At 62.0% G+C, this 22,294-nt stretch carries 21 protein-coding genes; 11 read left to right on the forward strand and 10 right to left on the reverse strand.

The genetic code is table 11. From position 1 onward, the window contains the following. The first annotated feature begins 46 nt into the window (after positions 1 to 46). Both ACF8E5_RS19915 and ACF8E5_RS19920 read left to right on the forward strand, forming a co-directional pair. On the forward strand, positions 47 to 889 hold the full coding sequence (locus ACF8E5_RS19915; RefSeq protein ID WP_058603287.1) for a mechanosensitive ion channel family protein: 843 nt from the start codon (positions 47 to 49) through the stop codon (positions 887 to 889). A gap of 192 nt (positions 890 to 1,081) precedes the next feature. After that, positions 1,082 to 2,326, forward strand: coding sequence for an MFS transporter (locus tag ACF8E5_RS19920; RefSeq protein ID WP_196135089.1), 1,245 nt, complete (start codon positions 1,082 to 1,084; stop codon positions 2,324 to 2,326). Positions 2,327 to 2,363: 37 nt separating this feature from the next. On the opposite strand, the gene ACF8E5_RS19925 is transcribed toward ACF8E5_RS19920, so the two are convergent. Next, entirely contained in the window at positions 2,364 to 3,911 is a 1,548-nt protein-coding gene (locus tag ACF8E5_RS19925) for an AmpG family muropeptide MFS transporter (protein ID WP_058637151.1), read from the reverse strand. A gap of 42 nt (positions 3,912 to 3,953) precedes the next feature. After that, positions 3,954 to 4,295: an MGMT family protein gene (locus tag ACF8E5_RS19930; protein ID WP_058603284.1), complete on the reverse strand. Its 342-nt coding sequence runs from the start codon at positions 4,293 to 4,295 to the stop codon at positions 3,954 to 3,956. A gap of 237 nt (positions 4,296 to 4,532) precedes the next feature. Between ACF8E5_RS19930 and ACF8E5_RS19935 the strand changes: the two genes are divergently transcribed. From ACF8E5_RS19935 to groL, 5 genes are all read left to right on the forward strand, one after another. Then, the gene (locus tag ACF8E5_RS19935) at positions 4,533 to 5,468 is read left to right on the forward strand and encodes a DUF481 domain-containing protein (RefSeq protein WP_392475721.1); all 936 of its coding nucleotides are present in this window, start codon (positions 4,533 to 4,535) and stop codon (positions 5,466 to 5,468) included. A gap of 104 nt (positions 5,469 to 5,572) precedes the next feature. Next, entirely contained in the window at positions 5,573 to 6,304 is a 732-nt protein-coding gene (locus ACF8E5_RS19940; RefSeq protein ID WP_058637148.1) for a HugZ family protein, read from the forward strand. 67 nt (positions 6,305 to 6,371) lie between these two features. Further along, on the forward strand, positions 6,372 to 6,836 hold the full coding sequence (locus ACF8E5_RS19945) for an FxsA family protein (protein ID WP_058637147.1): 465 nt from the start codon (positions 6,372 to 6,374) through the stop codon (positions 6,834 to 6,836). Between the two features lie 235 nt (positions 6,837 to 7,071). Beyond that, positions 7,072 to 7,365, forward strand: coding sequence for a co-chaperone GroES (locus tag ACF8E5_RS19950; protein WP_003251905.1), 294 nt, complete (start codon positions 7,072 to 7,074; stop codon positions 7,363 to 7,365). A 50-nt stretch (positions 7,366 to 7,415) separates the two neighbouring features. Continuing rightward, a complete protein-coding gene (groL, locus tag ACF8E5_RS19955; protein ID WP_058603280.1) occupies positions 7,416 to 9,059 on the forward strand; it encodes a chaperonin GroEL in 1,644 nt (547 codons plus the stop codon). Between the two features lie 93 nt (positions 9,060 to 9,152). Here the strand turns inward: groL and ACF8E5_RS19960 are convergent, their stop codons facing one another. Next, complete coding sequence (locus ACF8E5_RS19960; protein ID WP_058637146.1) at positions 9,153 to 9,881, reverse strand: phosphatase PAP2 family protein; 729 nt, start codon at positions 9,879 to 9,881, stop codon at positions 9,153 to 9,155. A 182-nt stretch (positions 9,882 to 10,063) separates the two neighbouring features. On the opposite strand from ACF8E5_RS19960, the gene colR reads away from it, so the two are divergent. The 4 genes from colR to ACF8E5_RS19980 all read left to right on the forward strand — a co-directional run bounded on the left by colR (position 10,064) and on the right by ACF8E5_RS19980 (position 13,214). Next, entirely contained in the window at positions 10,064 to 10,747 is a 684-nt protein-coding gene (colR, locus tag ACF8E5_RS19965) for a two-component system response regulator ColR (protein ID WP_023534349.1), read from the forward strand. Beyond that, positions 10,737 to 12,044, forward strand: a complete 1,308-nt coding sequence (locus ACF8E5_RS19970; protein ID WP_058637145.1) for a HAMP domain-containing sensor histidine kinase — start codon at positions 10,737 to 10,739, stop codon at positions 12,042 to 12,044. Before colR ends, ACF8E5_RS19970 begins: the two co-directional genes overlap by 11 nt. 108 nt (positions 12,045 to 12,152) lie before the next feature. Next, complete coding sequence (locus ACF8E5_RS19975; protein ID WP_058603277.1) at positions 12,153 to 12,833, forward strand: class I SAM-dependent methyltransferase; 681 nt, start codon at positions 12,153 to 12,155, stop codon at positions 12,831 to 12,833. Positions 12,834 to 12,980: 147 nt separating this feature from the next. Continuing rightward, positions 12,981 to 13,214, forward strand: a complete 234-nt coding sequence (locus ACF8E5_RS19980; protein WP_058603276.1) for a hypothetical protein — start codon at positions 12,981 to 12,983, stop codon at positions 13,212 to 13,214. A gap of 27 nt (positions 13,215 to 13,241) precedes the next feature. Here ACF8E5_RS19980 and ACF8E5_RS19985 read toward each other — a convergent pair whose 3' ends face one another. The 7 genes from ACF8E5_RS19985 to ACF8E5_RS20015 all read right to left on the reverse strand — a co-directional run bounded on the left by ACF8E5_RS19985 (position 13,242) and on the right by ACF8E5_RS20015 (position 22,286). Beyond that, on the reverse strand, positions 13,242 to 14,339 hold the full coding sequence (locus tag ACF8E5_RS19985; protein WP_326383636.1) for a DUF1513 domain-containing protein: 1,098 nt from the start codon (positions 14,337 to 14,339) through the stop codon (positions 13,242 to 13,244). 2 nt (positions 14,340 to 14,341) lie between these two features. After that, positions 14,342 to 15,406 (reverse strand): imelysin family protein, encoded by a 1,065-nt coding sequence (locus ACF8E5_RS19990; RefSeq protein WP_058637143.1) that lies wholly within the window; start codon positions 15,404 to 15,406, stop codon positions 14,342 to 14,344. A 19-nt stretch (positions 15,407 to 15,425) separates the two neighbouring features. Further along, positions 15,426 to 16,853, reverse strand: coding sequence for a di-heme oxidoredictase family protein (locus ACF8E5_RS19995; RefSeq protein WP_078478043.1), 1,428 nt, complete (start codon positions 16,851 to 16,853; stop codon positions 15,426 to 15,428). A gap of 207 nt (positions 16,854 to 17,060) precedes the next feature. Next, positions 17,061 to 18,398 (reverse strand): imelysin family protein, encoded by a 1,338-nt coding sequence (locus ACF8E5_RS20000; RefSeq protein WP_196185179.1) that lies wholly within the window; start codon positions 18,396 to 18,398, stop codon positions 17,061 to 17,063. A 151-nt stretch (positions 18,399 to 18,549) separates the two neighbouring features. Then, positions 18,550 to 20,604: an EAL domain-containing protein gene (locus ACF8E5_RS20005; RefSeq protein WP_326383637.1), complete on the reverse strand. Its 2,055-nt coding sequence runs from the start codon at positions 20,602 to 20,604 to the stop codon at positions 18,550 to 18,552. A gap of 235 nt (positions 20,605 to 20,839) precedes the next feature. Next, positions 20,840 to 21,436 (reverse strand): superoxide dismutase, encoded by a 597-nt coding sequence (locus ACF8E5_RS20010; RefSeq protein ID WP_023534404.1) that lies wholly within the window; start codon positions 21,434 to 21,436, stop codon positions 20,840 to 20,842. 250 nt (positions 21,437 to 21,686) lie between these two features. Next, the gene (locus ACF8E5_RS20015) at positions 21,687 to 22,286 is read right to left on the reverse strand and encodes a LysE/ArgO family amino acid transporter (RefSeq protein ID WP_058603268.1); all 600 of its coding nucleotides are present in this window, start codon (positions 22,284 to 22,286) and stop codon (positions 21,687 to 21,689) included. Positions 22,287 to 22,294 lie beyond the last annotated feature (8 nt).

Consider the following 22,294-nt stretch of genomic DNA (forward strand, 5'->3'; position numbering starts at 1 on the left):
CGGCCCGACGTATTGTGCAATCGCCGTTCGGCATCAGGAGATGAATATGGATTTGAGTGCTGAAGTCGATCAGCTGGTCCGCCAATCCGAAACCTGGATTCCCATGATCATGGCGTACGGCAGCCGCCTGCTGCTGGCGCTGGTGACCCTTGCCATCGGCTGGTGGGTGACCAACATCGTCAGCGACCGGCTGGCAAGGCTCGTGGGCCTTAAAGTCCACGACCCGGCGCTGCAGAACTTCATCCGCACGCTGGCCAACATCGTATTGAAGATCCTGCTGGCCATCAGCGTGGCCTCGATGATCGGTATCGAGACGACCTCCTTCGTAGCGGCCATCGGTGGTGCCACCCTGGCCATCGGCCTGGCGCTGCAAGGCAGCCTGGCGAACTTCGCAGGCGGCGTCCTGATCCTGCTGTTCCGCCCGTTCCGCCTCGGTGACTGGATCGAGGCCCAGGGCGTAAGTGGTACCGTGGACAGCATCCAGATCTTCCACACGGTGCTGCGGACCGGCGACAACAAGACCGTGATCCTGCCCAACGGCTCCCTGTCCAACGGGATCATCACCAACACCAACCGCCAACCTACCCGCAAGGTGGTGTTCGACGTGGGGGTGGACTACGAGGCTGACCTGCAGAAGGCGCGCAACGTCCTACTGGAACTGGCCCAAGACCCACGTGTGCTGGCCGACCCCGCCCCTGTGGCGGTGGTGTCCACCCTGGGTGACAGCTCGATCACCGTCTCGCTGCGTCTATGGACAAAGACCTCGGACTACTGGGACGTGATCTTCATGCTCAACGAGCAGGCGCGTGACCGTTTGAAGGCAGAGGGGATCGACATTCCATTCCCGCAGCGGGTCATTCGCGTGGTGCAGGAAACGGCCGCGCAGTAAGACCTCAGCGCAGGCTGGCATCGATCGAGCCCGCCCTGCGGGTTCAGCAGCGTCCTTCAGAGGGCCTGCTGGGCGCGCAGGGCGGGCTTCGTTGCTCAAGGCGCTCAATGGACGCGCGCTTACACTTGCTCACAGTCAGTCATTGCGATTTCTGGCATATAGCCTCGTTCCCCGTCATCTTCGTAAACCATCATGAAACCACTGCTGTACATCACCCCGTTGCGGGCCTTGTTGTTCGGCCTGACTCTCGCACTGTTCGAACTGCTGACCTACCTGGCCAGCGACGCCGTCATGCCGGCGATGCCCGTTGTGGTGGGCGAGCTCAAGGCCGGCCCCGAATACATTCCGCATGCGCTCAATCTCTACCTGCTCGGTGGTGTCTTGCTGCAATGGCTGATCGGGCCGTTGGCCGACCGCTACGGCCGCCGACCGCTGCTGCTCATAGGTTGCGCATTCTTCGGCCTGGCGTGCCTGGGCACCTTCTGGGTCCATGACATCGGCCTGTTCAACCTGCTGCGTCTGCTGCAAGGCATCGGGCTAGGGTTCGTGGTCACGGTCAGTTACCCCGCACTCAACGAGGCATTCAGCGAGGCGGATGCCGTGCGCATGATGGCCCTGCTGGCCAATATCGCCTTGCTTTCGCCACTGCTGGGGCCTTTGGTGGGGACGTTGCTGCTGCAATGGCTGGACTGGCGCTGGTTGTTCGTGGCGTTCGCCATTGGCGCCGTGGTCGCCTGGTTGCTTCTGTATCGGTTGATGCCCGAAACCCTGGGGGTGGAGCGGCGCGACGGCTCGCGCCTGGCCTTTACCCCGATCCACCTGCTGCCCTTGCTGGCCGGATACGGGCAGCTGCTGTCGAACCGACGCTTCGTCGCCGGGAGCGCCGCCCTGGGCCTGGTTGGCCTGCCATTGATCGGCTGGATTGGCCTGTCCCCGGTGCTGCTCATCCACGATGAGGGGCTAAGCACGCTCGCCTATGCCCTGTGGCAGTTGCCGGTGTTCGGTGGGCTGATTCTGGGCAACCTGATCATCAACCACATTGCCGACCGTTATCCGCTGCCGACGTTGGTGCGCGGTGCGCTGTGGCCGTATGTGGCCGGGCTTTGCCTGATGGTGGTGGCAACCTGGGTATGGCCGAGCGTCATCAGCCTGGTGGCGGGCCTGTCGCTCTACGCACTGGGCCTGGGCGTCGCCAATGCCGTGCTCTATCGCATGACATTGTTCGCCAGCACGCAAAGCAAAGGCCTGGTCTCGGCCATGCTCGGCATGATCACCATCGCGCTGCTGGGATTGGGCGGGGCTTTGCTGGCCATGATTGGTGCCGGTGCCAGCCTTTTGCACTTTGCCGTGGCGGCCGGTGTGGCAGGGGGGTTGGCCCTTTGCCCGCTGTGGTCGCTGTTGAGGGGGCGCAGTGCCCAAGCGGCTGTGATGCCTTAGGTCGATACACAGGCCTTGCCCTTGCAAGGCATGCTGTTCAGGGCTGCTCGCGGGCCGGGGCAGGCTGGCTTGCCGGCTGGCCGGGCGTGCCGTCCTGGCGCCACTGCAAGGCGATCAGGATCAAGGTCGGCACCCCAAGCAGCGCGGTGATCAGGAAGAAATCGTGGTACCCGAACTTCTCCACCATGACACCGGAATAGCCGCCGATCAGGCGTGGCAGCAGCAACATGATCGAGCTCAGCAGCGCATACTGGGTGGCCGAGAACTTGAGGTTGGTCAGGCTCGACAGGTAGGCGACAAAGGCTGAAGTCGCCATGCCTGAGCTGAAGTTGTCCAGGGAAATGGTCACCACCAGCATTTCCAGGTTCGGGCCCATGTCCGCCAGCATCAGGAACAGAATGTTGGTGCCGGCAGATGCTACGCCACCGATGAACAGGATGGGCATGATGCCGAAGCGCACGATGAGCAAGCCGCCCACACCGGCGCCCACCAAGGTCATGATCAGGCCGAAAATCTTGCTGACACTGGCGATCTGGTCCTTGGTAAAGCCCATGTCGATGTAGAACACGTTGGCCATGACGCCCATCACCGTGTCGGACATCCGGTAGGTGGCGATCAGGCCGAGTAGCAGCAGGGCTTGCCAGCGGTAGCGCACGATGAAGTCATTGATGGGCGTGAGCACCGGCGCGAGGCCGCGGCGGCCGAGACTCGACAGGCAAGCCCAGGACAGCAGCACGTACAGGATCAAGCGCAGGAAGGCGCGGTCTTCGAGCAGCAGGTCCAGGGGCGTGGCGTCGCCCGAGATCACGCTCGACCAGCCTGTATTGAACATCTGCGTGAAGCTGGCCGGCACCGACACCAGCAGGATGATAAGCACGAACACCGAAGCCAACTGGTGGGCCAACCCGTAGCGGGCTGCCGACAGTTGGGTGCGCAGGGGCACGGGCGGTTCACGCATGACCAGGGTCGTGAAGAGGGCCGGGAGCATCATGACTGCGAACATGACATAGGTGCCGGCCCATGCCTTGTGCAGGTAGCTGAACCCGGTGGAGCCAAACCATTCTGCAAAGAACAGCGCGCCGGCCGTGGCGAGCAGGGCGGCGACGCGATAACCGGCCATGTAGCTGGCGGCCAGGGCCGCCTGGCGCTGGTCATCGGCGATTTCCAGGCGGTAGGCATCCACGGCGATATCCTGGGTAGCCGAGGCAAAGGCCACCAGGACGGCCAGGGCGATCAGCCAGGAAAGGTGCTGCTGCGGGTCGCACAGGCTCATGCCGACCAGGCCCACCACGACCAGGGCCTGGGATAACAGCAGCCAGGAACGGCGACGCCCCATCCCGCCCAGAAGCGGTAAACGCCATTGGTCCAGCAGCGGCGACCACACCCATTTGAAGGCATAGGCCAGGCCGATAAGGCTGGCATAGCCGATGGTTTCCCTGGCTACGCCGGCTTCGCGCAACCATACGGAGAGGGTCGAGAACACCAGCATGTAAGGCAGGCCGGCCGCGAAGCCGAGCAGCAGAAGCACCAGGGTTGACGGGCTGGCATAAGCAGCGAGCGCAGCGCGCCAGGTTTTACGGGGCATGGACCAACATCTGCCTCAAGTTTCCAGGACAAAGCGCGCACTCTAACCGCTGTGCTCCATCGGGCGCCAGCCATGGCGCGTCATATCCACGCGATTGTTGGCCACCTGCACACCTTCGGCACGCAAACGGGCCCGTTGCTCATCGCCCGATGGCGTACCCGAAGGCAGGCTCAGGCGACCACCTGCGCCCAGCACCCGATGCCAGGGCAAGCGCGTGCCCTGGGGCAGTTGCGACAGCGTGCGGCCCACCCACCGTGCGGCTTTGCCAAGCCCGGCAAGCTCAGCCAATTGGCCGTAGCTCACCACATGCCCGGCAGGCACCTGGCCGAGCACTGAATAAAGTGCCATCCGTCGGCCCTCTGCAGTTTCCAAGGTATGACCCATCGCGTCGGACACCAGACCCTCCCTGGGGTATAGATGAAACCTGACCAGCGGCGGGCAAATGAGAGTGGAACTCATCGGCGCATTGCAGGTCATTGCTTGCTCTTGCCGGTTGCATCCGGATAATGCCCGGTTTTCTCGCCAAATCGAACCTGTAGCCTGCTTATGTCACTTAAATTACTGATGTCATTGCTTGCCGCGTCTTGCTGCGCCTCCTCGGCGTTTGCCGATACCGTCTGGATGAAGAACGGGGACCGTCTGAGCGGCAAGATCAAGGTGTTCGACGGCGGCAAGCTGTTGCTCGAGACGCCCTACGGCGGTTCGATCGCCTTGGACTGGAAACAGGTCAAGACCCTGGAAAGCGACCAGGAGCTGCTGGTCAAGCAGGATGCCTACTCTGGCGAGAAGGCCAAGTCGCTCAAGGCAGCCGAGGCCGGCAAGGTGACCCTGGCCAACGGCGAAGCACCCAAGACGGTGGACCTGGCGAGCATCGAGCAGATCATGAAGCCCAAGCCGGTGGTCGAGGACCTGGTCTGGAAAGGCAATGTCGATGTGGCGCTGGATTACAAGCGGGCCGAGAACGACACCGACGACTACGACGTCAGTTTCAAGACTACTGCGCGTCATGGGCGCTGGCGTCATAACGCCGAAGGCGAATACAACCGCGAGACCAAGGACGATGTCACCACCACCGACAACTGGAGCGCCGAGTACGCGCTGGACCGCTTCCTGACCGAGAAATGGTTCTGGCAGGGGCGCGCCGAGTACAAGCGTGACCGTATCGAAGACCTCGCCCGCCAGCGCACGGTGGGTACCGGCCCTGGCTACCAGTTCTGGGACGATGAGCTGGGTGCCTTCTCGCTGGGCTCGTTGATCAACCGCACCGACTTCGAGTACCAGGACGGTGAGAAAGACAACTTCTATTCCGCCGCTGTGAAGTGGGACTACACCCGCTACCTGATCGGCAAGAAGGTGCAGCTGTTCACCAACGGCGAGCTGGCAAAGCCCCTGGGTAATGTTGCCGACTATTCCCTGGACGCCGAAGTCGGCTTGCGCTACAAGGTCACCGACTGGGCGTCGCTGAACCTCAAGGCCGAGAAGGACATCATCAGTGGCACCCGCGAAAGCGACCTGGACAAGACCCGCTACACTGCAGGCTTTGGCGTTACCTGGTAAGCCGTCGAGGTCAAGCCGGGCGATTGGCGCCAGGCCTGCCTTGGTCGCGCTTGTGCCAGCCATCACTGCCTGCTGCCTACCGGGTTTCAGCGAGGGGTTTTGAAGTGAGTGAGAACGCCGTCCGTCCTGCACGGGAATTGCTGCTCAAGGAATACCGGGGAGTCTTGTCGACCCATTCCAAGTCCATGCCGGGTTTCCCGTTCGGTTCGGTCGTGCCCTATTGCCTCGATGCAGAGGGCAGGCCCCTCATCCTGATCAGCCGTATCGCCCAGCACACGCATAACCTGAGTAAAGACGCCAAGTGTTCGTTGCTGGTGGGCGAACGCGAGGCGCAGGACGTGCAGGCGGTCGGGCGGCTGACCGTAATGGCCGAGGCGCGCAAGCTGCAGGACCCGGCCAACATCGAGGCAGCGGCCCTGCGCTATTACCGCTACTTTCCGGACGCGGCCGACTACCACCAGGCTCACGACTTCGATTTCTGGGTGCTTGAGCCGGTGCGCCACCGGTACATTGGTGGCTTCGGTGCTATCCACTGGCTCGATCAGGTGACCTTGGCCAATCCCTTCGCCGGCAAGGTCGAGAGCGGCATGATCGAGCACATGAACAGCGACCACGCCGCCGCCATCGCGCACTATGTGCAGCTTGCCGAGCTTCCCAGCCACATCCCTGCGCAGTTGGTCGGTATCGACAGCGAGGGGATGCACCTGCGCATCGGCCAGGCGATCCACTGGTTGGCATTCCCGAGCCGTTGCAATACGCCGACACAAGTGCGCGAAGCCTTGGTTTTGCTGGCCCGCGCCGATCACTGGCCGGTCTTGAGCGAAATACCTGCTTGAAAAGCGGAGCACACGCATCCATTTGTAGGTCTTACTGCAAGGGTGTCTTGCGACGAGGAATGCTTTGATGCGTGTTTTTCTACTGCTGCTTCTGCTGTTTCCCGTGCTGGAGCTGTTCGTCTTCGTGAAAGTCAGCGCCGCCATCGGTTTTTTCCCCGCGTTGCTGCTCATCATCGCCGGCTCCGCCCTCGGGGTCCTGGTCATGCGAGTGGCCGGGTTGGCCACGGCCCTGCGTGCACGTGAAAGCCTGCAGCGCGGTGAGCTGCCTGCCGAGGACATGTTCCATGGCATGATGCTGGCGGTCGGCGGCGGGCTATTGATGATCCCCGGTTTTATCAGCGACGTGCTTGGCCTGCTGTGCCTGTTGCCCTTTACCCGCCAGTTGGCGGCTCGCAAGATGCGCGAGCGCGCCCAGGCCCAAGCGACCCGCCAGCGCGCGTTCCAGGATGACCCGTTGCAGGGCCAGCCCCCGCATGGCGGGGGCCATCGACCCAATGTGATCGAAGGCGAGTACGAACGCCGCGATCAGTGAGAACAGGGCCGCCAAGCGGCCCTTTTTCATGCCTGTGCAAAAAAATTTCCCTACCAAGCCTTGTAATCGATTCGGTCGGCCTCATGTAGTGGTCACCGCAAGGTTTCTGGTGGCGACACCAGACATGACTCAGGCCGTTTGCTCGTGGCGAGCGGCCTTCCGGCAACGCCGGACAGCATCAAACCGCCGGTGTCGACACCGGCCGATGAAAACCACAATTTGGGAGAGATCGACAATGAAGCTTCGTCCTCTGCATGACCGCGTCGTCATCCGTCGCAGCGAAGAAGAATCGAAAACCGCTGGCGGTATCGTCCTGCCAGGTTCGGCCGCTGAAAAACCAAACCGCGGCGAAGTCGTCGCCGTCGGCACCGGCCGCGTCCTGGACAACGGCGAAGTACGTGCGCTGGCCGTGAAAGTGGGTGACAAAGTGGTTTTCGGCCCGTACTCGGGTAGCAACACCGTGAAAGTCGACGGCGAAGACCTGCTGGTCATGGCCGAAAACGAAATCCTGGCCGTTGTTGAAGGCTGATTTCCACCGACTTCCCGTTACTCCAAAGATTTATCAAGGATTAAACGATCATGGCTGCTAAAGACGTAAAATTCGGCGATTCCGCTCGCAAGAAAATGCTGGTTGGTGTCAACGTTCTGGCTGACGCGGTAAAAGCGACCCTGGGCCCGAAAGGCCGTAACGTGGTACTGGCCAAGAGCTTCGGCGCGCCGACCATCACCAAGGACGGCGTTTCCGTCGCCAAGGAAATCGAGCTCAAGGACGCCTTCGAGAACATGGGCGCCCAGCTGGTCAAGGAAGTCGCTTCCAAGGCCAACGATGCAGCCGGTGACGGCACCACCACCGCGACCGTGCTGGCTCAGTCGATCGTCAACGAAGGCCTGAAGGCCGTCGCTGCCGGCATGAACCCGATGGACCTCAAGCGCGGCATCGACAAGGCCACCTCCGCCATCGTCGCCGAGCTGAAGAACCTGTCCAAGCCATGCGCCGATTCCAAGGCCATCGCCCAGGTCGGTACCATTTCCGCCAACTCCGACAGCTCCATCGGTGAAATCATCGCCGAAGCCATGGAGAAGGTCGGCAAGGAAGGCGTCATCACCGTCGAAGAAGGTTCGGGCCTGGAAAACGAGCTGTCCGTTGTAGAAGGCATGCAGTTCGACCGCGGCTACCTGTCCCCGTACTTCGTCAACAAGCCAGACACCATGGTTGCCGAGCTGGACAGCCCGCTGCTGCTGCTGGTCGACAAGAAGATCTCCAACATCCGTGAGCTGCTGCCAGTGCTGGAAGCCGTTGCCAAGGCCGGCCGCCCACTGCTGATCGTTGCTGAAGACGTCGAAGGCGAAGCCCTGGCTACCCTGGTCGTCAACAACATGCGCGGCATCGTCAAGGTTGCAGCGGTCAAGGCGCCAGGCTTCGGCGACCGTCGCAAGGCCATGCTGCAGGACATCGCCGTCCTGACCGGCGGCCAGGTCATCTCCGAAGAAATCGGCCTGTCCCTGGAAACCGCTACCCTGGAACACCTGGGCAACGCCAAGCGCGTGACCCTGTCCAAGGAAAACACCATCATCATCGACGGCGCTGGCGCTGAAGATGATATTCAGGGTCGCGTCAAGCAGATCCGTGCCCAGATCGAAGAAACCTCTTCGGACTACGATCGTGAGAAGCTGCAAGAGCGTCTGGCCAAGCTGGCTGGCGGTGTTGCCGTCATCAAGGTCGGTGCTGGCACCGAAGTCGAAATGAAAGAGAAGAAAGCCCGCGTCGAAGACGCCCTGCACGCTACCCGTGCAGCGGTCGAGGAAGGCGTGGTGCCTGGCGGTGGTGTTGCCCTGGTGCGCGCCCTGTCTGCAATCGTTGACCTCAAAGGTGACAACGAAGACCAGAACGTCGGTATCTCGCTGCTGCGCCGTGCTATCGAAGCACCACTGCGTCAGATCACTGCCAACGCCGGCGACGAGCCAAGCGTTGTGGCCGACAAGGTCAAGCAGGGTTCGGGCAACTACGGCTACAACGCTGCGACCGGCGAGTACGGCGACATGATCGAAATGGGCATCCTGGACCCAGCCAAGGTCACCCGTTCGGCACTGCAAGCTGCTGCTTCGATCGGCGGTCTGATGATCACCACCGAAGCCATGGTTGCCGACCTGCCGGAAGACAAGCCAGCAGGCGGCGGCATGCCTGACATGGGCGGCATGGGTGGCATGGGCGGCATGATGTAAGCCAGCCTTACCCCCGCTGTACCCCAAAGCCCCGGCTCGCTAGAGCCGGGGCTTTTTTGTTCAGGGCTCGGCATTCTATCGGTGGGTGCTGGCTCAGGCAGGGCGGGGCTCTGTGGCTGGCCTGTTCTGCGCGCGTCTGCGGTACAGCACCAGGTAGTAGGCACCCAGGCCGATCAGCCAGCAGAACACAGCCGTCCAGACGTTGTGGGACAAAAAGTGCGCCCCTTGCATCATCCTGCCCACCGACAGCACTGTACCGGCGATCAGGGCCACCGCAAACGCGACGCGCGCAAGACGCGGTTTACGATCACGCAACGCGAAAAACAGCGCGAACAGGCAGAACCCGGTGGTCGCATGACCGCCCGGCCAGCACAGCCCCGGCTTGTCGGTAGCAGGCCTTGGCTCAAGCAGCTTGCTGTAGGTTTCCGAGCCGCCGAACTGCGTGAGGCTCCAAGGGCACTGCACCTGCGTCAGTTTCTTCAGCGGCGTGACGAAGGCGGTGGATACCCCCAGAGCGAGTACCAAGCAGCCCAGTTCGCGGCGCCAGCCGTACAAGCCCCTGACCAAAAAACTTGCCACAAAAACAGCCAGTGCCAGGACGCCCAGCAAGATAACGCCCTGCTTGACCCGGTCATGCAGGATGTTCTCCAGCAGGTAGCTGTGCCGACCGATGAACTGCCCGGTGGCGGTATCGAAGAACAGATTGGCCACGTCCATGTCCACCGAGGTCCATTCGAGCGCCACCAGCGCAAGCATGGTGGCCAGTGGAATACCCAGGTACAGCCACAGGTTCAAGGGGCGAGGGCAAATTGGTTGCTGCATGGCGGCTCCAGGGCACGGAAAGGTCGCGCATTGTCGAGCCGCTCCTATGCTGTGTCCGTGAAGGTTCAGTGAAAAAAACGTCAAGCCGCCTGAATTCATCCAAAGGCTGGCACCCCGCAGGCTTAGGCCTTAAGCTGCGCCTGCCGCGCATCACCGCGAGCAGCGTCGCACAGGAGAAATTCATGCGCATCCTCTTGGTTGAAGACAACCGCGATATTCTGGCCAACCTTGCCGACTACCTTGGCATGAAGGGCTATACCGTCGACTGTGCCCAGGATGGGTTGTCGGGCCTGCACCTGGCAGCGACCGAGCACTATGACCTGATCGTGCTCGACATCATGTTGCCGGGTATCGATGGCTATACGCTGTGCAAGCGCCTGCGCGAAGACGCCCGCCGCGACACGCCGGTGATCATGCTTACCGCCCGCGATCAACTGGACGATCGGCTGCAAGGCTTCCGCTCCGGCGCCGATGACTACCTGCTCAAGCCCTTCGCCCTGTCCGAGCTGTCCGCGCGTATCGAGGCTGTGCTGCGCAGGGCGCAGGGTGGTGGCCGTCGCACGCTGCAGGTCGCCGACCTGAGCTACGACCTCGACACACTGGAGGTCAGCCGGCAAGGCCGCCTGCTCAAGCTCAACCCGGTCGGCCTGAAACTGCTGGCGGTACTCATGCAGAAGAGCCCGCACGTGTTGCGGCGCGAAGTACTGGAAGAGGCCCTGTGGGGCGATGACTGCCCTGACAGCGACAGCCTGCGCAGCCATGTACACCAGTTGCGTCAGGTGATCGACAAACCTTTCGAAAAACCCCTGCTGCATACCGTCCATGGCGTCGGCTATCGCCTCGCCGAGGGTCGCGATGGAGTTTAAACAGAGCCTTGCCCAGCGCATCATCATTGCCTTTGCGCTGATGAGCGCGCTGGTGGCCGGGGCTTTCGCGGTGGGTATCGTTTCCACCGTGCACCTGGTGGAAGAGCGCCTGATTTCCTCGGTGCTCGGCGGTGACCTGCAGCGGCTGTTGCGCATGGACAGTGTCAGCGACTGGAGTCACCGCCCGCGACCGGACCAACTGTTCTACTTCAGCGGTGGGCGGGATGACTTCGAGCTGCCCAAGGACCTGCGCCATCTGGACCGGGGTTTCCACGAGGTCTTTCGCGACCAGCTTTCGTATCACGCCATGGTGGAGATCGTGGACGGTCGTCGTTACGTGCTGTTGCAGGATCAAAGCGACTTCGAGGAGAGAGAGCGGCTGCTGTTCGCCGTAGTGGTCGTAGGGTTCGTATTGAGCCTGGTGCTCGCCGTGATCCTGGGCTGGTTGGTGGCGCGTCGAGTGATGGCACCGGTCATCCGCCTGGCGCGCCAGGTGCGCCATCGCGACCAGCTGCTTGGGTTGGCGCCACCCTTGGCACCTGACTACGCCGCTGACGAGGTCGGGCAGTTGGCAGTGGCCTTCGATGACACCCTGGGCCGTCTGCGCGATGCCTTGACGCGCGAGCGCCTGTTCACAAGTGACGTCAGCCACGAGTTGCGTACACCACTGATGGTGCTGGCGACCTCATGCGAGTTGCTCATGGAAAACCCGGCCTTGGATGCGCGTTCGCGCAGTCAGGTCGAACGGGTGGCACGCGCCACCGAGGAAATGCGCGAGCTGGTGAAAACCTTCCTCATGCTGGCCCGGGCCCAAAGGGACGAAGGTGCTGTGGCATCGCGGGCAACCCTGCGCGAAGTAGGGGACGAATTGATCGGGGTTTGGCGCGACACCATCGAACAAAAGGGGCTGACGCTGCATTACGAAGGCCGTGGCAACGCAGGTCCGGTCTTGTACAACGCCACCTTCCTGCAATCGGTCATGGGCAACCTGCTGCGTAACGCCGCCCATTACACCGACAGCGGTTACATTCGTCTGACTCTGCAAGCCACAAGTTTCACCGTGGAGGACAGCGGGGTAGGCATCCCCGAGGAGCAGCGCGAGGCCATGTTCAAGCCCTTCGTACGCGGGGAAGAACGCCGAGGGGAAGGCCTTGGCCTTGGCTTGTCGTTGGTCCAGCGCATTTGCGATGACCAAGGCTGGCAGGTCACGCTGACCTCGACCCATCCCCATGGCTGCCGATTCCAAGTGGACCTCAGCAGTACCGTGGTCAAGGGTGAGCTGAATACACTTTCGTAATAGCCTGTAAGAAATATCCTGGTGAAGAACGCTTTTTTCACAACGTCATAACCTGATTCCAACGCTTGGCTGCTTAGTCTGGCCGCCATTGGAATCAGGAGATGCCCGATGCGCAGCCCCATCAACCTCGAGTTTTCCCGTAAATACGACAAGGCCCATGCCCAACAGTATTTTTTGAAGCACCAGGCCGGCTTGGCCAGGCGCCTGTCCCATAAACGCGATGAGCAGTTGGCTCGCCGGGCCCTGATGCTGGCGGGCGAACCGGGCTTGGTCTTGGACCTGCCCTGCGGAGCGGGTCGCTTCTGGCCACTGCTGGCGGAAAAAGCCAACCGCGTGATCATTGGAGCAGACAATTCCGCCGACATGATCGAGACGGCATGCGCGTCCCAACCACCGGAAGTCGTGGCCCGGGTACGACCTTTGCAGACCTCGGCCTTTGCCATCGAGTTACCGGATAACGCGGTGGACAGCATTTTTTGCATGCGTCTGTTTCACCATATTGGCGAAGCGGCTCACAGGAAAGCGATTCTTAAGGAGTTTCAACGGGTTAGCCGAGACAGCGTGATTGTGTCGCTGTGGGTCGATGGCAATTTCAAAGCCTGGCGGCGCAGGAAGCTCGAGCACCGTCGCGATACCGAGCACGGGCCGGACAGTTACCAGAACCGTTTTGTGTTACCTGCCGAAACGGTTGAGGCGGAGTTCGCAGCCGCTGGTTTCAGGATCCAGGAACGCCTCGACTTCCTGCCGTTTTATGCCATGTGGCGCGTGTATGTGCTGCGCAAGGGTTAAGGTGCATGACGGTTCACAAGGCCTGTACCCCTTGCGCAGGCACCCTCGATACCGGTGCTGCCATTCGTCGTTGAGCGGTGCAAAGGCGCCTAGGTTGCACTACGTTTATCCAATGGCGTTTGGCAGCGCTGTCAAAGGGTTAGGGCAATGAAACTAGAAATAGCTCGAACTTTGTTTCTGGTTGGGGGCTTGGCGCTCACCACGGTTGCAGTGGCAGCCTGGGAACAACCGAAAACCGTGGTGTTCAGCCAATCGGAACTGGCTGAGCAATGTGCTTTGCCGCGCGAGGTAAAGCCACAGCAGCATGCCAAGGTGCAGCCTGATCACGACCTGCTGTTGTTCCTGTTCGGCATGCGCCAGGGGCTGCGGCCGTTTGGTTGAGCCGCAGGGCACAGCCTGACGCCCGTTTCAGATCACATGCAGGTGATTGTCCCAGAAGCCTGAAGGCAGGTTCAGGGGCTGGCCGACGAGCTGGTGCTTGCGGCAATCATAGAACCGGCAGCGGCCTTGGCCCGATGTCACCACGAACCCGTCCTTCACCGCGCCAACGCCGGCACAGTCGGGCATGGGCGCATCCAGACGCACGGCGCCGCTGTCCAGGTCCCAGACGAACAGGCGGTTGGCCCGTGGTGCTGTCAGTGCCACCAGGCGCAGTTCGTCGTGTATGGCCACGCTGGCCGTATACTGGGCCATGGCCTGTAACTGGTGGTGCGGAACTGGGAAGGCCTGGAAAGCCTGGCCTGGTCGTTTGATTGCCAGCAGCTCGGCAGTTTCCGAGGCATCCCCCATGAACTGCTGACACGCGGCAATGGTGCCATCGCGGGCTACCGCCAAGTGACGAACACTGTTCATCTGCTGGGCCAGGGTTTCCTTGCTCAACAAGGTGCCGTCGCGCTGCATCAGCACCAGGCTCGGCTCCATGGCATCAAGGTTCATCTCCACTCGGCTTTCGGCCTCGGTGCGGATACCCCCGTTGGCGACCACCAGCGTTTCGCCGTCCGGCAGCCAGGCGACTTCATGCGGGCCAATGCCGTGGGTGCTGAGCTCGCCGGTGCGCACCAGGCGCTCGTCGTCGAAACGGTAGACCCCCAGCACGCCACGTCCTGGGTCTCGGGTATCGTTTTCGGTGGTGTACAGCCACTGACCGTCCTTGTGCAGCACGGCATGACCATAGAAATGCCGGTCAGGCGGCGATACCACCGTCTGCAACAGCTTCCCGTCGCGCAGGTCGATCAGGTAGCTTTCAGTCCCTGGGCGGCGAGCCACGAACAAGGCAATGGGCCGCTCCGGGTGATCGATGATGGCATGGCAACGCTGGGCCACCTGGGTACTGAACACCTGGGTGCCGTCCAGGCGATAGCCCACGGCATAGTGCTTGCCGTCGGCGTCGTCGCGTGCCGACAGCAGCAAGGGCTCGCTGCCTTTTTTGCGCAGAAGACTCCAGCCGCCCAAGGTGAGGGCACTGAGTACAACGCTACCGAGTTTCAAGGCCTGGCGTCGCAGCATGATCAGTCACCGTCGTTGGCGTTGAAGCCCAACTGAATGTTAAGCGCCTTGGCCAATTCACCTTCATGCAGGCGGTGCACGACGTTGAGGCTGTCGTAGATCTGGTTGAGGGTCTGCTGACCTGCGTCGTCGGCCAGTAGCTCGCCCAAGGTTTTCTGGTTATCAGCCAGCAACTTCAATGAATTGGCGTAGGCATCGTCTATCTTTTGCGCAAGCGCCTTCTGATCGCCTGGCAGCAGCCCGCGCAGCCCTTTATTGTCCACACCCACCCAAACCGCCTGGGCCGCCTTGAGGCTGGCCTGGAGGCTATTCATGGAGTTGTGGCTACGCCAGGCTTCCGCTTGCAGGGGCTGTGGGATGCCTTTGCTTTGCCGTCCCATGGGCGCACCCAGCTTCTTCTTCAGCGAGTCCAAAGCGGTTACCTGTGCACGCAGCAGGTCGGCGATGGCTTCGTGCGAATCGGCGTAGCGCTGGTTGGGGAACTTGGTCATCTGCGAGAGCATGCCCTCGGTGCTGTTCCAGCCCTTGAGGATTTCCTCGGCCAGCCCCTTCTGGTGCTCGGCGATGGCCACCAGCATCGGGCAGTAACGCGCCTTCTGCTCGGCCGTGGCGATGTCCGGCTTGCTGTCGAACAAGATGTATTCATAGGCTGATAAACCGCGGACCACAACGCTCGCCTTGGCGAGGGAGGCCGCATCGACAGGCTTGTCCCCATTGACCAGCTGCTCGACCTGACGGCCGACCAGGTTCTTCTTGTCAGGCCAGAACTGTACCTGCCATGCACGGTTGCCCTCAGCCAGCGGGCCCACCAGCAAGGGCTGCAGCTCGGCCCAGGCCTTTTGCGCATTGAGGAAATCGGCACGCGCCTTTTCCAGGGTTTCCTTGCCTTCGCAGAACGCCAGGGCGCTGGCGGCCAGCATGCGGTCGGCTTCGACCCAGCGGCTGTAGGTGGGAAGGATCACCTGCTTGGCGATGGCCGCGGAGGTGACGGCCTGCGGATCCTGCGGGGAGCAGGCGCCAAGGGCCAGGGCAGCGAGGCTGGTAAACAACAGTTTGGGTCGGAACATGGCCGGCTCCTGTGCATGTTTAAAGTGATTTCAAAAACGCCAGCAGGGCAGCGCGCTGCTCGGCATCGAATGTAAGGACGAAATCGCGTGCTGCCTGGGCTTCGCCGCCGTGCCACAGCACCGCTTCGAGCAGGTTGCGCGCGCGTCCGTCATGCAGAAATTGCGAGTGACCGCTGACCGTTTCGCTCAGGCCGATTCCCCAGAGCGGGGCCGTACGCCAGTCCTGGCCGTTGGCGGCAAATTCGGTTCGTTCATCGGCAAGGCCGGGGCCCATGTCATGCAGCAGTAGATCGGTATAGGGCCGGATGATCTGGCCGGCGAGTTCCGGCTCGGCAGCATCGCTGGCGGTGGTGAACTGAGGGATATGACAACCCTGGCACCCGGCCTTATAGAACAGGTTCTTGCCTGCCAGCACCTGGGGGGTGGCCACATCCCGACGGGCCGGCACGGCCAGGTGGCGGGTATAGAAGGTGACCAGGCGCAGGATGTTGTCACTGACTTCCTTTTCCCCTGCCACGCCGTCGCCATTGGGCGCGGCGCGGCATTCGACCTGAGCCTGGGTGCAGTCGTCGTTGGGCTGCAATGTCGTCGTCAGGCCCATGTCGCCGGCGAACGCATGCGCATTCTGCTGGTTCACAGTGGGCTGGCCCGCTTTCCACCCAAAGCGGCCGACAACCGTGCGCCCCAGCGCATCGTCCCACACGCGGTTGGCGCGTCCCCGAATCCCATCGCGATTGCGGTCGTCCGGGTCTTCGTTGGCCAATACGTCAGCCTCGGGAATCGCCTCGAGCAGGCCCAGGCCGATCATCGGTGGCGCCACGCGCGCCGAAAAGCGCGTGTCCGGGTGCATGGCCCCGTAGCCCAGTTGGGTGATCTGCAACGCCGGCATGCGCAGCTCGACCTGATGGCCATCCTTGAACGAGACCGTCTGCGCCGTGTAGGTCATGCGCACCTTGCCTTCAGGCGCTACGCCAGGGATGGCCATGTCCTGAAGCTGGGTGCCGTATACAGGTTCTGGTACCACCCCCAGACGTTCGATGACCTTGGCCAGGTAGGGTTGGTCAGGTATCGACAGGCGCACGAGCATGCCGACCGCATTGCTGGCACTTGCCGCGGGTGGGTGACCGCGCCCGTCGCGCACATGGCAGTTCTGGCAGGCGTTGGTGTTGAACAAGGGGCCCAGGCCGTCGCGCGCCGTGGTGGTGGAGGGGGCGATGACCCAAGGGTTGCGAAAGAAGCTGTTGCCTACTGCAAAGTCCAGGCGCCGCTCATGGGAGAGGTTGGCGGCGGGCAGCGAATACGCATTGCGGTCACTGCGCAACACGGTCGTCTTGCCACCTGACAGCGCTTCGCCCGGCTCGGCCTGGGTAAAACGCGGGGCGTCGTCACAGGCGGCGAGGGCAAAGACCAGCAGCAGAGGGGCAAGTCGGGACAGCGGCAGGGACATGCAGAATCCTGGGCCTGAACGAAAATCCGGCGTGCAAGCTTATCAGGCCCAGGATCATTGAATAAGAGCAATTTGCGTTTGCTAGATGAAATCGTCGACGTGAGTGCTCCTGTCGTAAGTAATGCTGGCCATGGTTTAACCCCTCTACGGCCCAGACATGAAAACGCCCGGCTCAAGGCCGGGCGTCGGGTGCCGCACCAGATGGGATCAGAATTCGTGGTCGGCTGTGTCGGGGTTCAGGTTGTCGATGCCCAGTTTGCCGGCGGCCTGTTCGATGGCACCGGTCTGCTTGACCAGGGCTGCAATCGCATCACGCACGATCTGGTTGCCGGCGGCGTTGTCGGCGGCGATCAGTTGGTCATAGTGCTCGCCCTTGAGGGCGTGGTCGACGATCACCTGGATCTTCGCTTCGGTGGCTTCCAGGTCTGCGCGCAGGGTCGCATCGGCAGCAGGGTCGGCCTTGGCCACCAGTGAAGACAGGCTAGGCCCGGTCAGCTTGGTACCATCAGGGCGGGTGTACTCGCCCAGGTAGACATTGCGAATGCCCTTGGCATCGTAGAAATGCGAGTAATGGGTGTTGTCGCTGAAGCAGTCGTGCTCGTCCTCGGGCGAGTTCGCCTCCAGGGACACCTTCATACGCTCGCCAGCCAGCTCACCGAGCGAAAGGCTGCCCATGCCGAACAGCATCTTGCGCAAGCCGTCGGTGGCAGGCGCGGCTTCGAGCTTGGCGCGATAGTTGTCGGCCACGTTCGGCGCCCAGTTGGCCACCATCTCGTCAAGGTCGGCGACCAGAAGGTCGGTGACCGCCTTGAGGTAGGCGCGGCGGCGGTCGTTGTGGCCACCCGTGGCGCCCTCGCCTTCGAGGTAGTCCGACGCCGGACGATTACCCGCACCTGGGCCGGTACCGTTCAGGTCCTGGCCCCACAGCAGGAATTCGATGGCGTGGTAGCCGGTGGCGACGTTGGCTTCGGAGCCGCCCAGTTCGTTGAGGCTGGCCAACTTCTCGGGGGTGATGTCCTTGACGTCGATTTTCTCTTCGCCCACCTGGATCTCGGTGTTGGCGATGATGTTGGCGCTGGCTGCCGGGTTACCCAGGGCGTGCTCGTAGCTGGTGTCGACGTAGTCGATCAGGCCTTCGTCCAGGGGCCAGGCGTTCACCTGGCCTTCCCAGTCGTCGATGATGGTGTTGCCGAAGCGGAACACTTCGCTTTGCAGGTAGGGCACGCGCGCAGCGACCCAGGCGTCCCTGGCGGCCTTGAGCGTCTGATCGTTGGGCGTGGCGAGGAATGCGTCGACGGCGGCCTGCAGGGTCTTGGCGGTGCTCAGCGAGTCGCTGTACACGGCATGGACCATCTCGGCGTAGTGCTTGACCACGGCCTTGGCAGCGGCTTCGTCGACAGCCCCTGGCGTTGCTGCAGGGGTGCTGGCGGCAGCGGGAGCCTGGGCTTGCGGCGCGGCGGCCTTGTCGTCCTTGCCTTCACCGCAACCGGCGAGAGCGATGGCAATGGCCAGCAGACTGGCAGAGGCCAGGGGCATTCGAATCATTGTTGGTTTCCTGCGTCGTGTGGTTGGACCATGGGTGAACCGTGCGCGATGGCACGCTGAACCGGCACATCATGCGAAAGATTTGCATTTGCTGTAAAGGGTTCAGCCTGCGATTCATGTAAAAGCAGGTCACGGCGTGTCACCTGTGCATTCAGAGCATGGAAACCTGATTGCGCTGGGCCTGCCTGAGGAAGCTGGTCAGTTCCCGGGCCGACAGCGGCTTGCTGTAGTGGTAGCCCTGGCCCTCGTGGCAGCCTTGGGCAATGATGTAGGCTTCCTGTTCGGCGGTTTCCACGCCTTCGGCAATGACCTGCATGCCCAGGCTTTTGCCCAACTGAATGATGGCGCGCACGATGGTCGCGTCATCGTCGTCATCGAGCAGGTCCTGCACGAAGCTCTTGTCGATCTTGATCTTGTCCAAGGGCAAGGACTTGAGGTAGCTCAAAGACGAGTACCCAGTACCGAAGTCGTCGATGGCGATCAGGGCGCCCGAACGCCGCAGGCTCAGCAAGTGCTGGGCTGCGGTGCTGATGTCCTCCATCAGGCCGGTTTCGGTCACCTCCAGTTCCAGGCTGCGCGGAGGCAGGCGATAGGCCTGGAGCAGATTGTTCACCACCCGCGGCAGTTCGCTGTGGTGAAGTTGCACAGTGGACAGGTTGACCGCCATGCGCAGCTCGCTGAAGCCCAGGTCGTGCCATTCGCGCAACTGCCGGCAGGCCTGATCCAGCACCCACTCGCCGATCCCGATGATGCTGCCGTTCTGTTCGGCCAGCGGTATGAACTGATCGGGCGGCACCATGCCCAGTTCCGGATGCTGCCAGCGCAGCAACGCCTCGACCCCTACAACGCGATGATCGCAATAGCTGATCTGCGGTTGGTAGACCAGGTACAGCTGGTTGCGTGGCAGGGCCTCGCGCAGGTCCTTTTCCAGTTCGCGGCGCCGGCGCATCTCGGTGTCCACGCTGGCGATGTAGAACTGGTAGCGATTGCGTGAACGCGCCTTGGCCAGGGTCATGGTCTGCTCGGCTTTTTGCAGGAGCTTCTCGGTGCTGTCGCCGTCTTCCGGGAACAGGGTGATGCCAATGGTGGCGCGCAGGCGGATCTGCTGGTGGTGGTCCAGGTCGAAAGGCACCTCCAGGTCGTCCAGGATGCTTTGCGCAAGCTCTGCCGCTTCGTAGGGCTGTTCGATGTTGGCCTGCACCAGGGCGAACTGGTCGCCCCCCAGCCGCGCCAGCGCGCCCAAGCGTCCGCTGTGGGCCCTCAGGCGATCGGCCAGGGCCAGCAGCAGCTGATCGCCGACCTGATAGGTGAACTGCTCGTTGATGCCCTTGAAGTCGTCAAGGCCTACGCAGAGCACGGCCACCCGATGTTGCAGGCGCCCACCGTCCACCAGGATCTTGTCCAGTTGCTGCTGCAGTTGCTGGCGATTGGGCAGGCCGGTGAGGAAGTCGTACTGGGCCATGCGCTGCAGACTGTTCTCGGCCTCATGGCGCAGGTGGGTATTGCGTTCGATTGATGCCAGCAACTGGTTGGCGGTGTTCACCCAAAGGCCCAGCTCGTTCTTCTCATGGCCCTTTATCAGTGGGAGCTGATGCTGGCTGGGGCGGTCTGGATTGATCTGGGTGAGGTGTTCGATGATTTTGGAGAGTGGCTTGGTCAACAGCCAGTGGTAGACCAGGTACAGCACCAGCCCCATGGCAAGCGCCCGAAGCACGCCAGAGATGAAGATGATCACGGCGTTGATCAGAAAGTCTTCGCCATAGGCGGCCGTGTCGAGGGTGATGTTGAGGTCGCCGTAATATTCACTGTAGGGCCCCCGGCCTACCAGCTGCGTGGTGTAGGTACGCTCCTGGCCAAGAATTAGATCGGTGAGCCAGCGCAGGGGCATGTCCTGCAACGGCCTGGACTTTTCTGCCAGCATGGTTTCGTTGGGGTGACCGATGGAGGCCATTCGCACCGACTCGTCCTGAAACAGACCTTCCATGACCTGCATGCCCATTTCACGGTCCAGGCTGTAGACCGCCTGTGTAGAAGGATCGCGGAACATGTCAAGAATGCGCTGGGCGTCATTGTTGACGGCCTGGCGGGTCTTGTAGGTGTCATAGACGATTTGCGCACAGCTGAGCACGACGCCGACCGCTAGCGCCGCCAGGAGCACGACCCTGAGCAACTTGACCGACAAGCTGTTACGCAATTCCAGCTTCAATGGAGGTTCCTTAATCCATGCAAATGACATTATTTTGCCATCAATCATGACCGTTCACTACGGGACGGTCATTAGCAGTGTATCGGTTGAAACCCTGGGTAACTTGAGTGGGACGTCGTCAAGAAACCGAAAATTTGATGTTAGCGCGCTATGCACGCTGAGCAAGTGCGGCATCGCCCAGTAGCAGGCATGAAAAAGCCCGGCACGTGGCCGGGCTTCAAGAACAGTGCTGGACTCAGGCCTTGAAGGTCTTGCCTTCGAACTGCTCAGCCACGAAGGCCCAGTTGACCAGGTTCCAGAACGCCTCGACATACTTTGGACGCAGATTGCGGTAGTCGATGTAGTAGGCGTGTTCCCAGACATCGCAGGTCAGCAGCGGGGTATCGCCGCTGGTCAGCGGGTTGCCGGCACCGATGGTGCTGGCCAGCGCCAGGGAACCATCCGCTTTCTTGACCAGCCAGCCCCAGCCGGAACCGAAGGTGCCGACGGAGGTCTTGGTGAACTCTTCCTTGAACTTGTCGAAGGAACCGAAAGCGGTGTTGATGGCTTCTGCCAGGGCGCCGGTCGGCTGGCCACCGCCGTTTGGCGACAGGCAGTTCCAGTAGAAGGTGTGGTTCCACACTTGAGCGGCGTTGTTGAAGATGCCACCCGACGACGAGGTGACGATCTCTTCCAGGGTCTTGCCTTCGAATTCGGTGCCCGGTACCAGGTTGTTCAGGTTCACGACATAGGTGTTGTGGTGCTTGTCGTGGTGATACTCCAGGGTTTCCTTGGAGATGTGCGGCTGCAGGGCATCGTGGGCGTAGGGCAGCGGCGGCAATTCAAAAGCCATGGTAGATCTCCTGATTCAGGTCTAGTTCGCGGTTTGCGCAGGGCCGATCACGGGCGGCCCTATGTGCGTCGGCGAGTTTGTACTCTTTGCGACGCAAGGGCTGGATCATAGCACCAAGCCTTGGCGCATAACCACGCAACAAACATAGGGATTAGAGGTTCCAGGTGCCTTGGCGGGCAGCGACCGGTGGCGGTCGTTTCCAGGCAGGATGGGCAGGGACGTCACGCGCTGGCACCCTGGGCTCGAATGATCAGTTGAAGATCAGTTGCGCTGCCACGGCAAACATCATCACGGCCACCATCAGGTCCAACAGACGCCAGGTGCCTGGCCGTGCCAGCCAGGGAGCCAGCCATGCCGCCCCGATCGCCAGGGTCGAGAACCACAGCAGCGAGGCGCTGGCAGCCCCCGCCACGTAGGCCCCTGGCGCCGTCTGCTGGGCCCCGAGCGAGCCGATCAGCAGCACAGTGTCAAGATAGACGTGGGGGTTGAGCAAGGTGACCGCCAGGGCACTGAGCAGCACGGCCCGCCGTGAACGCATGCCCTGGCCCTGCTGGTGCTGCAGGCTCTGGTCGGAGAAGGCACTGCGCAGGGCTTTGATCCCGTACCAGATGAGGAATACCGCGCCCCCCCAGCGGGCCACGCTCAGCAGCGTCGGATTATGGGCCAAGGCCGTGGCAAGACCGAACACACCTGCGGCGACCAACAGGGCATCACACAGGATGCACAGCGCCGCTACCGGCAAGTGATGCTCGCGGCGCAGGCTTTGCGCCAGAACGAATGCGTTCTGCGTACCAATGGCCATGATCAGGCCCAGGGCGACCAGTAGGCCATTGAGATAACTCTGCCACATGGAAGACG

The organism is Pseudomonas sp. WSY_20 (assembly GCF_043104335.1).
Lineage (GTDB): Bacteria > Pseudomonadota > Gammaproteobacteria > Pseudomonadales > Pseudomonadaceae > Aquipseudomonas > Aquipseudomonas parafulva_B.

Coding starts and splice junctions, on each gene's coding strand:
- ACF8E5_RS19920 (WP_196135089.1), top strand. CDS start 1,082: ATGAAACCACTGCTGTACATCACCCCGTTGCGGGCCTTGTTGTTCGGC.
- ACF8E5_RS19915 (WP_058603287.1), top strand. CDS start 47: ATGGATTTGAGTGCTGAAGTCGATCAGCTGGTCCGCCAATCCGAAACC.
- groL (WP_058603280.1), top strand. CDS start 7,416: ATGGCTGCTAAAGACGTAAAATTCGGCGATTCCGCTCGCAAGAAAATG.
- ACF8E5_RS19985 (WP_326383636.1), bottom strand. CDS start 14,339: ATGCTGCGACGCCAGGCCTTGAAACTCGGTAGCGTTGTACTCAGTGCC.
- ACF8E5_RS19995 (WP_078478043.1), bottom strand. CDS start 16,853: ATGTCCCTGCCGCTGTCCCGACTTGCCCCTCTGCTGCTGGTCTTTGCC.
- ACF8E5_RS19990 (WP_058637143.1), bottom strand. CDS start 15,406: ATGTTCCGACCCAAACTGTTGTTTACCAGCCTCGCTGCCCTGGCCCTT.
- ACF8E5_RS19930 (WP_058603284.1), bottom strand. CDS start 4,295: ATGGGTCATACCTTGGAAACTGCAGAGGGCCGACGGATGGCACTTTAT.
- ACF8E5_RS19980 (WP_058603276.1), top strand. CDS start 12,981: ATGAAACTAGAAATAGCTCGAACTTTGTTTCTGGTTGGGGGCTTGGCG.
- ACF8E5_RS20015 (WP_058603268.1), bottom strand. CDS start 22,286: ATGTGGCAGAGTTATCTCAATGGCCTACTGGTCGCCCTGGGCCTGATC.
- colR (WP_023534349.1), top strand. CDS start 10,064: ATGCGCATCCTCTTGGTTGAAGACAACCGCGATATTCTGGCCAACCTT.
- ACF8E5_RS19925 (WP_058637151.1), bottom strand. CDS start 3,911: ATGCCCCGTAAAACCTGGCGCGCTGCGCTCGCTGCTTATGCCAGCCCG.
- ACF8E5_RS19935 (WP_392475721.1), top strand. CDS start 4,533: ATGAAGAACGGGGACCGTCTGAGCGGCAAGATCAAGGTGTTCGACGGC.
- ACF8E5_RS19945 (WP_058637147.1), top strand. CDS start 6,372: ATGCGTGTTTTTCTACTGCTGCTTCTGCTGTTTCCCGTGCTGGAGCTG.
- ACF8E5_RS19960 (WP_058637146.1), bottom strand. CDS start 9,881: ATGCAGCAACCAATTTGCCCTCGCCCCTTGAACCTGTGGCTGTACCTG.
- ACF8E5_RS19950 (WP_003251905.1), top strand. CDS start 7,072: ATGAAGCTTCGTCCTCTGCATGACCGCGTCGTCATCCGTCGCAGCGAA.
- ACF8E5_RS20010 (WP_023534404.1), bottom strand. CDS start 21,436: ATGGCTTTTGAATTGCCGCCGCTGCCCTACGCCCACGATGCCCTGCAG.
- ACF8E5_RS20000 (WP_196185179.1), bottom strand. CDS start 18,398: ATGATTCGAATGCCCCTGGCCTCTGCCAGTCTGCTGGCCATTGCCATC.
- ACF8E5_RS19970 (WP_058637145.1), top strand. CDS start 10,737: ATGGAGTTTAAACAGAGCCTTGCCCAGCGCATCATCATTGCCTTTGCG.
- ACF8E5_RS19975 (WP_058603277.1), top strand. CDS start 12,153: ATGCGCAGCCCCATCAACCTCGAGTTTTCCCGTAAATACGACAAGGCC.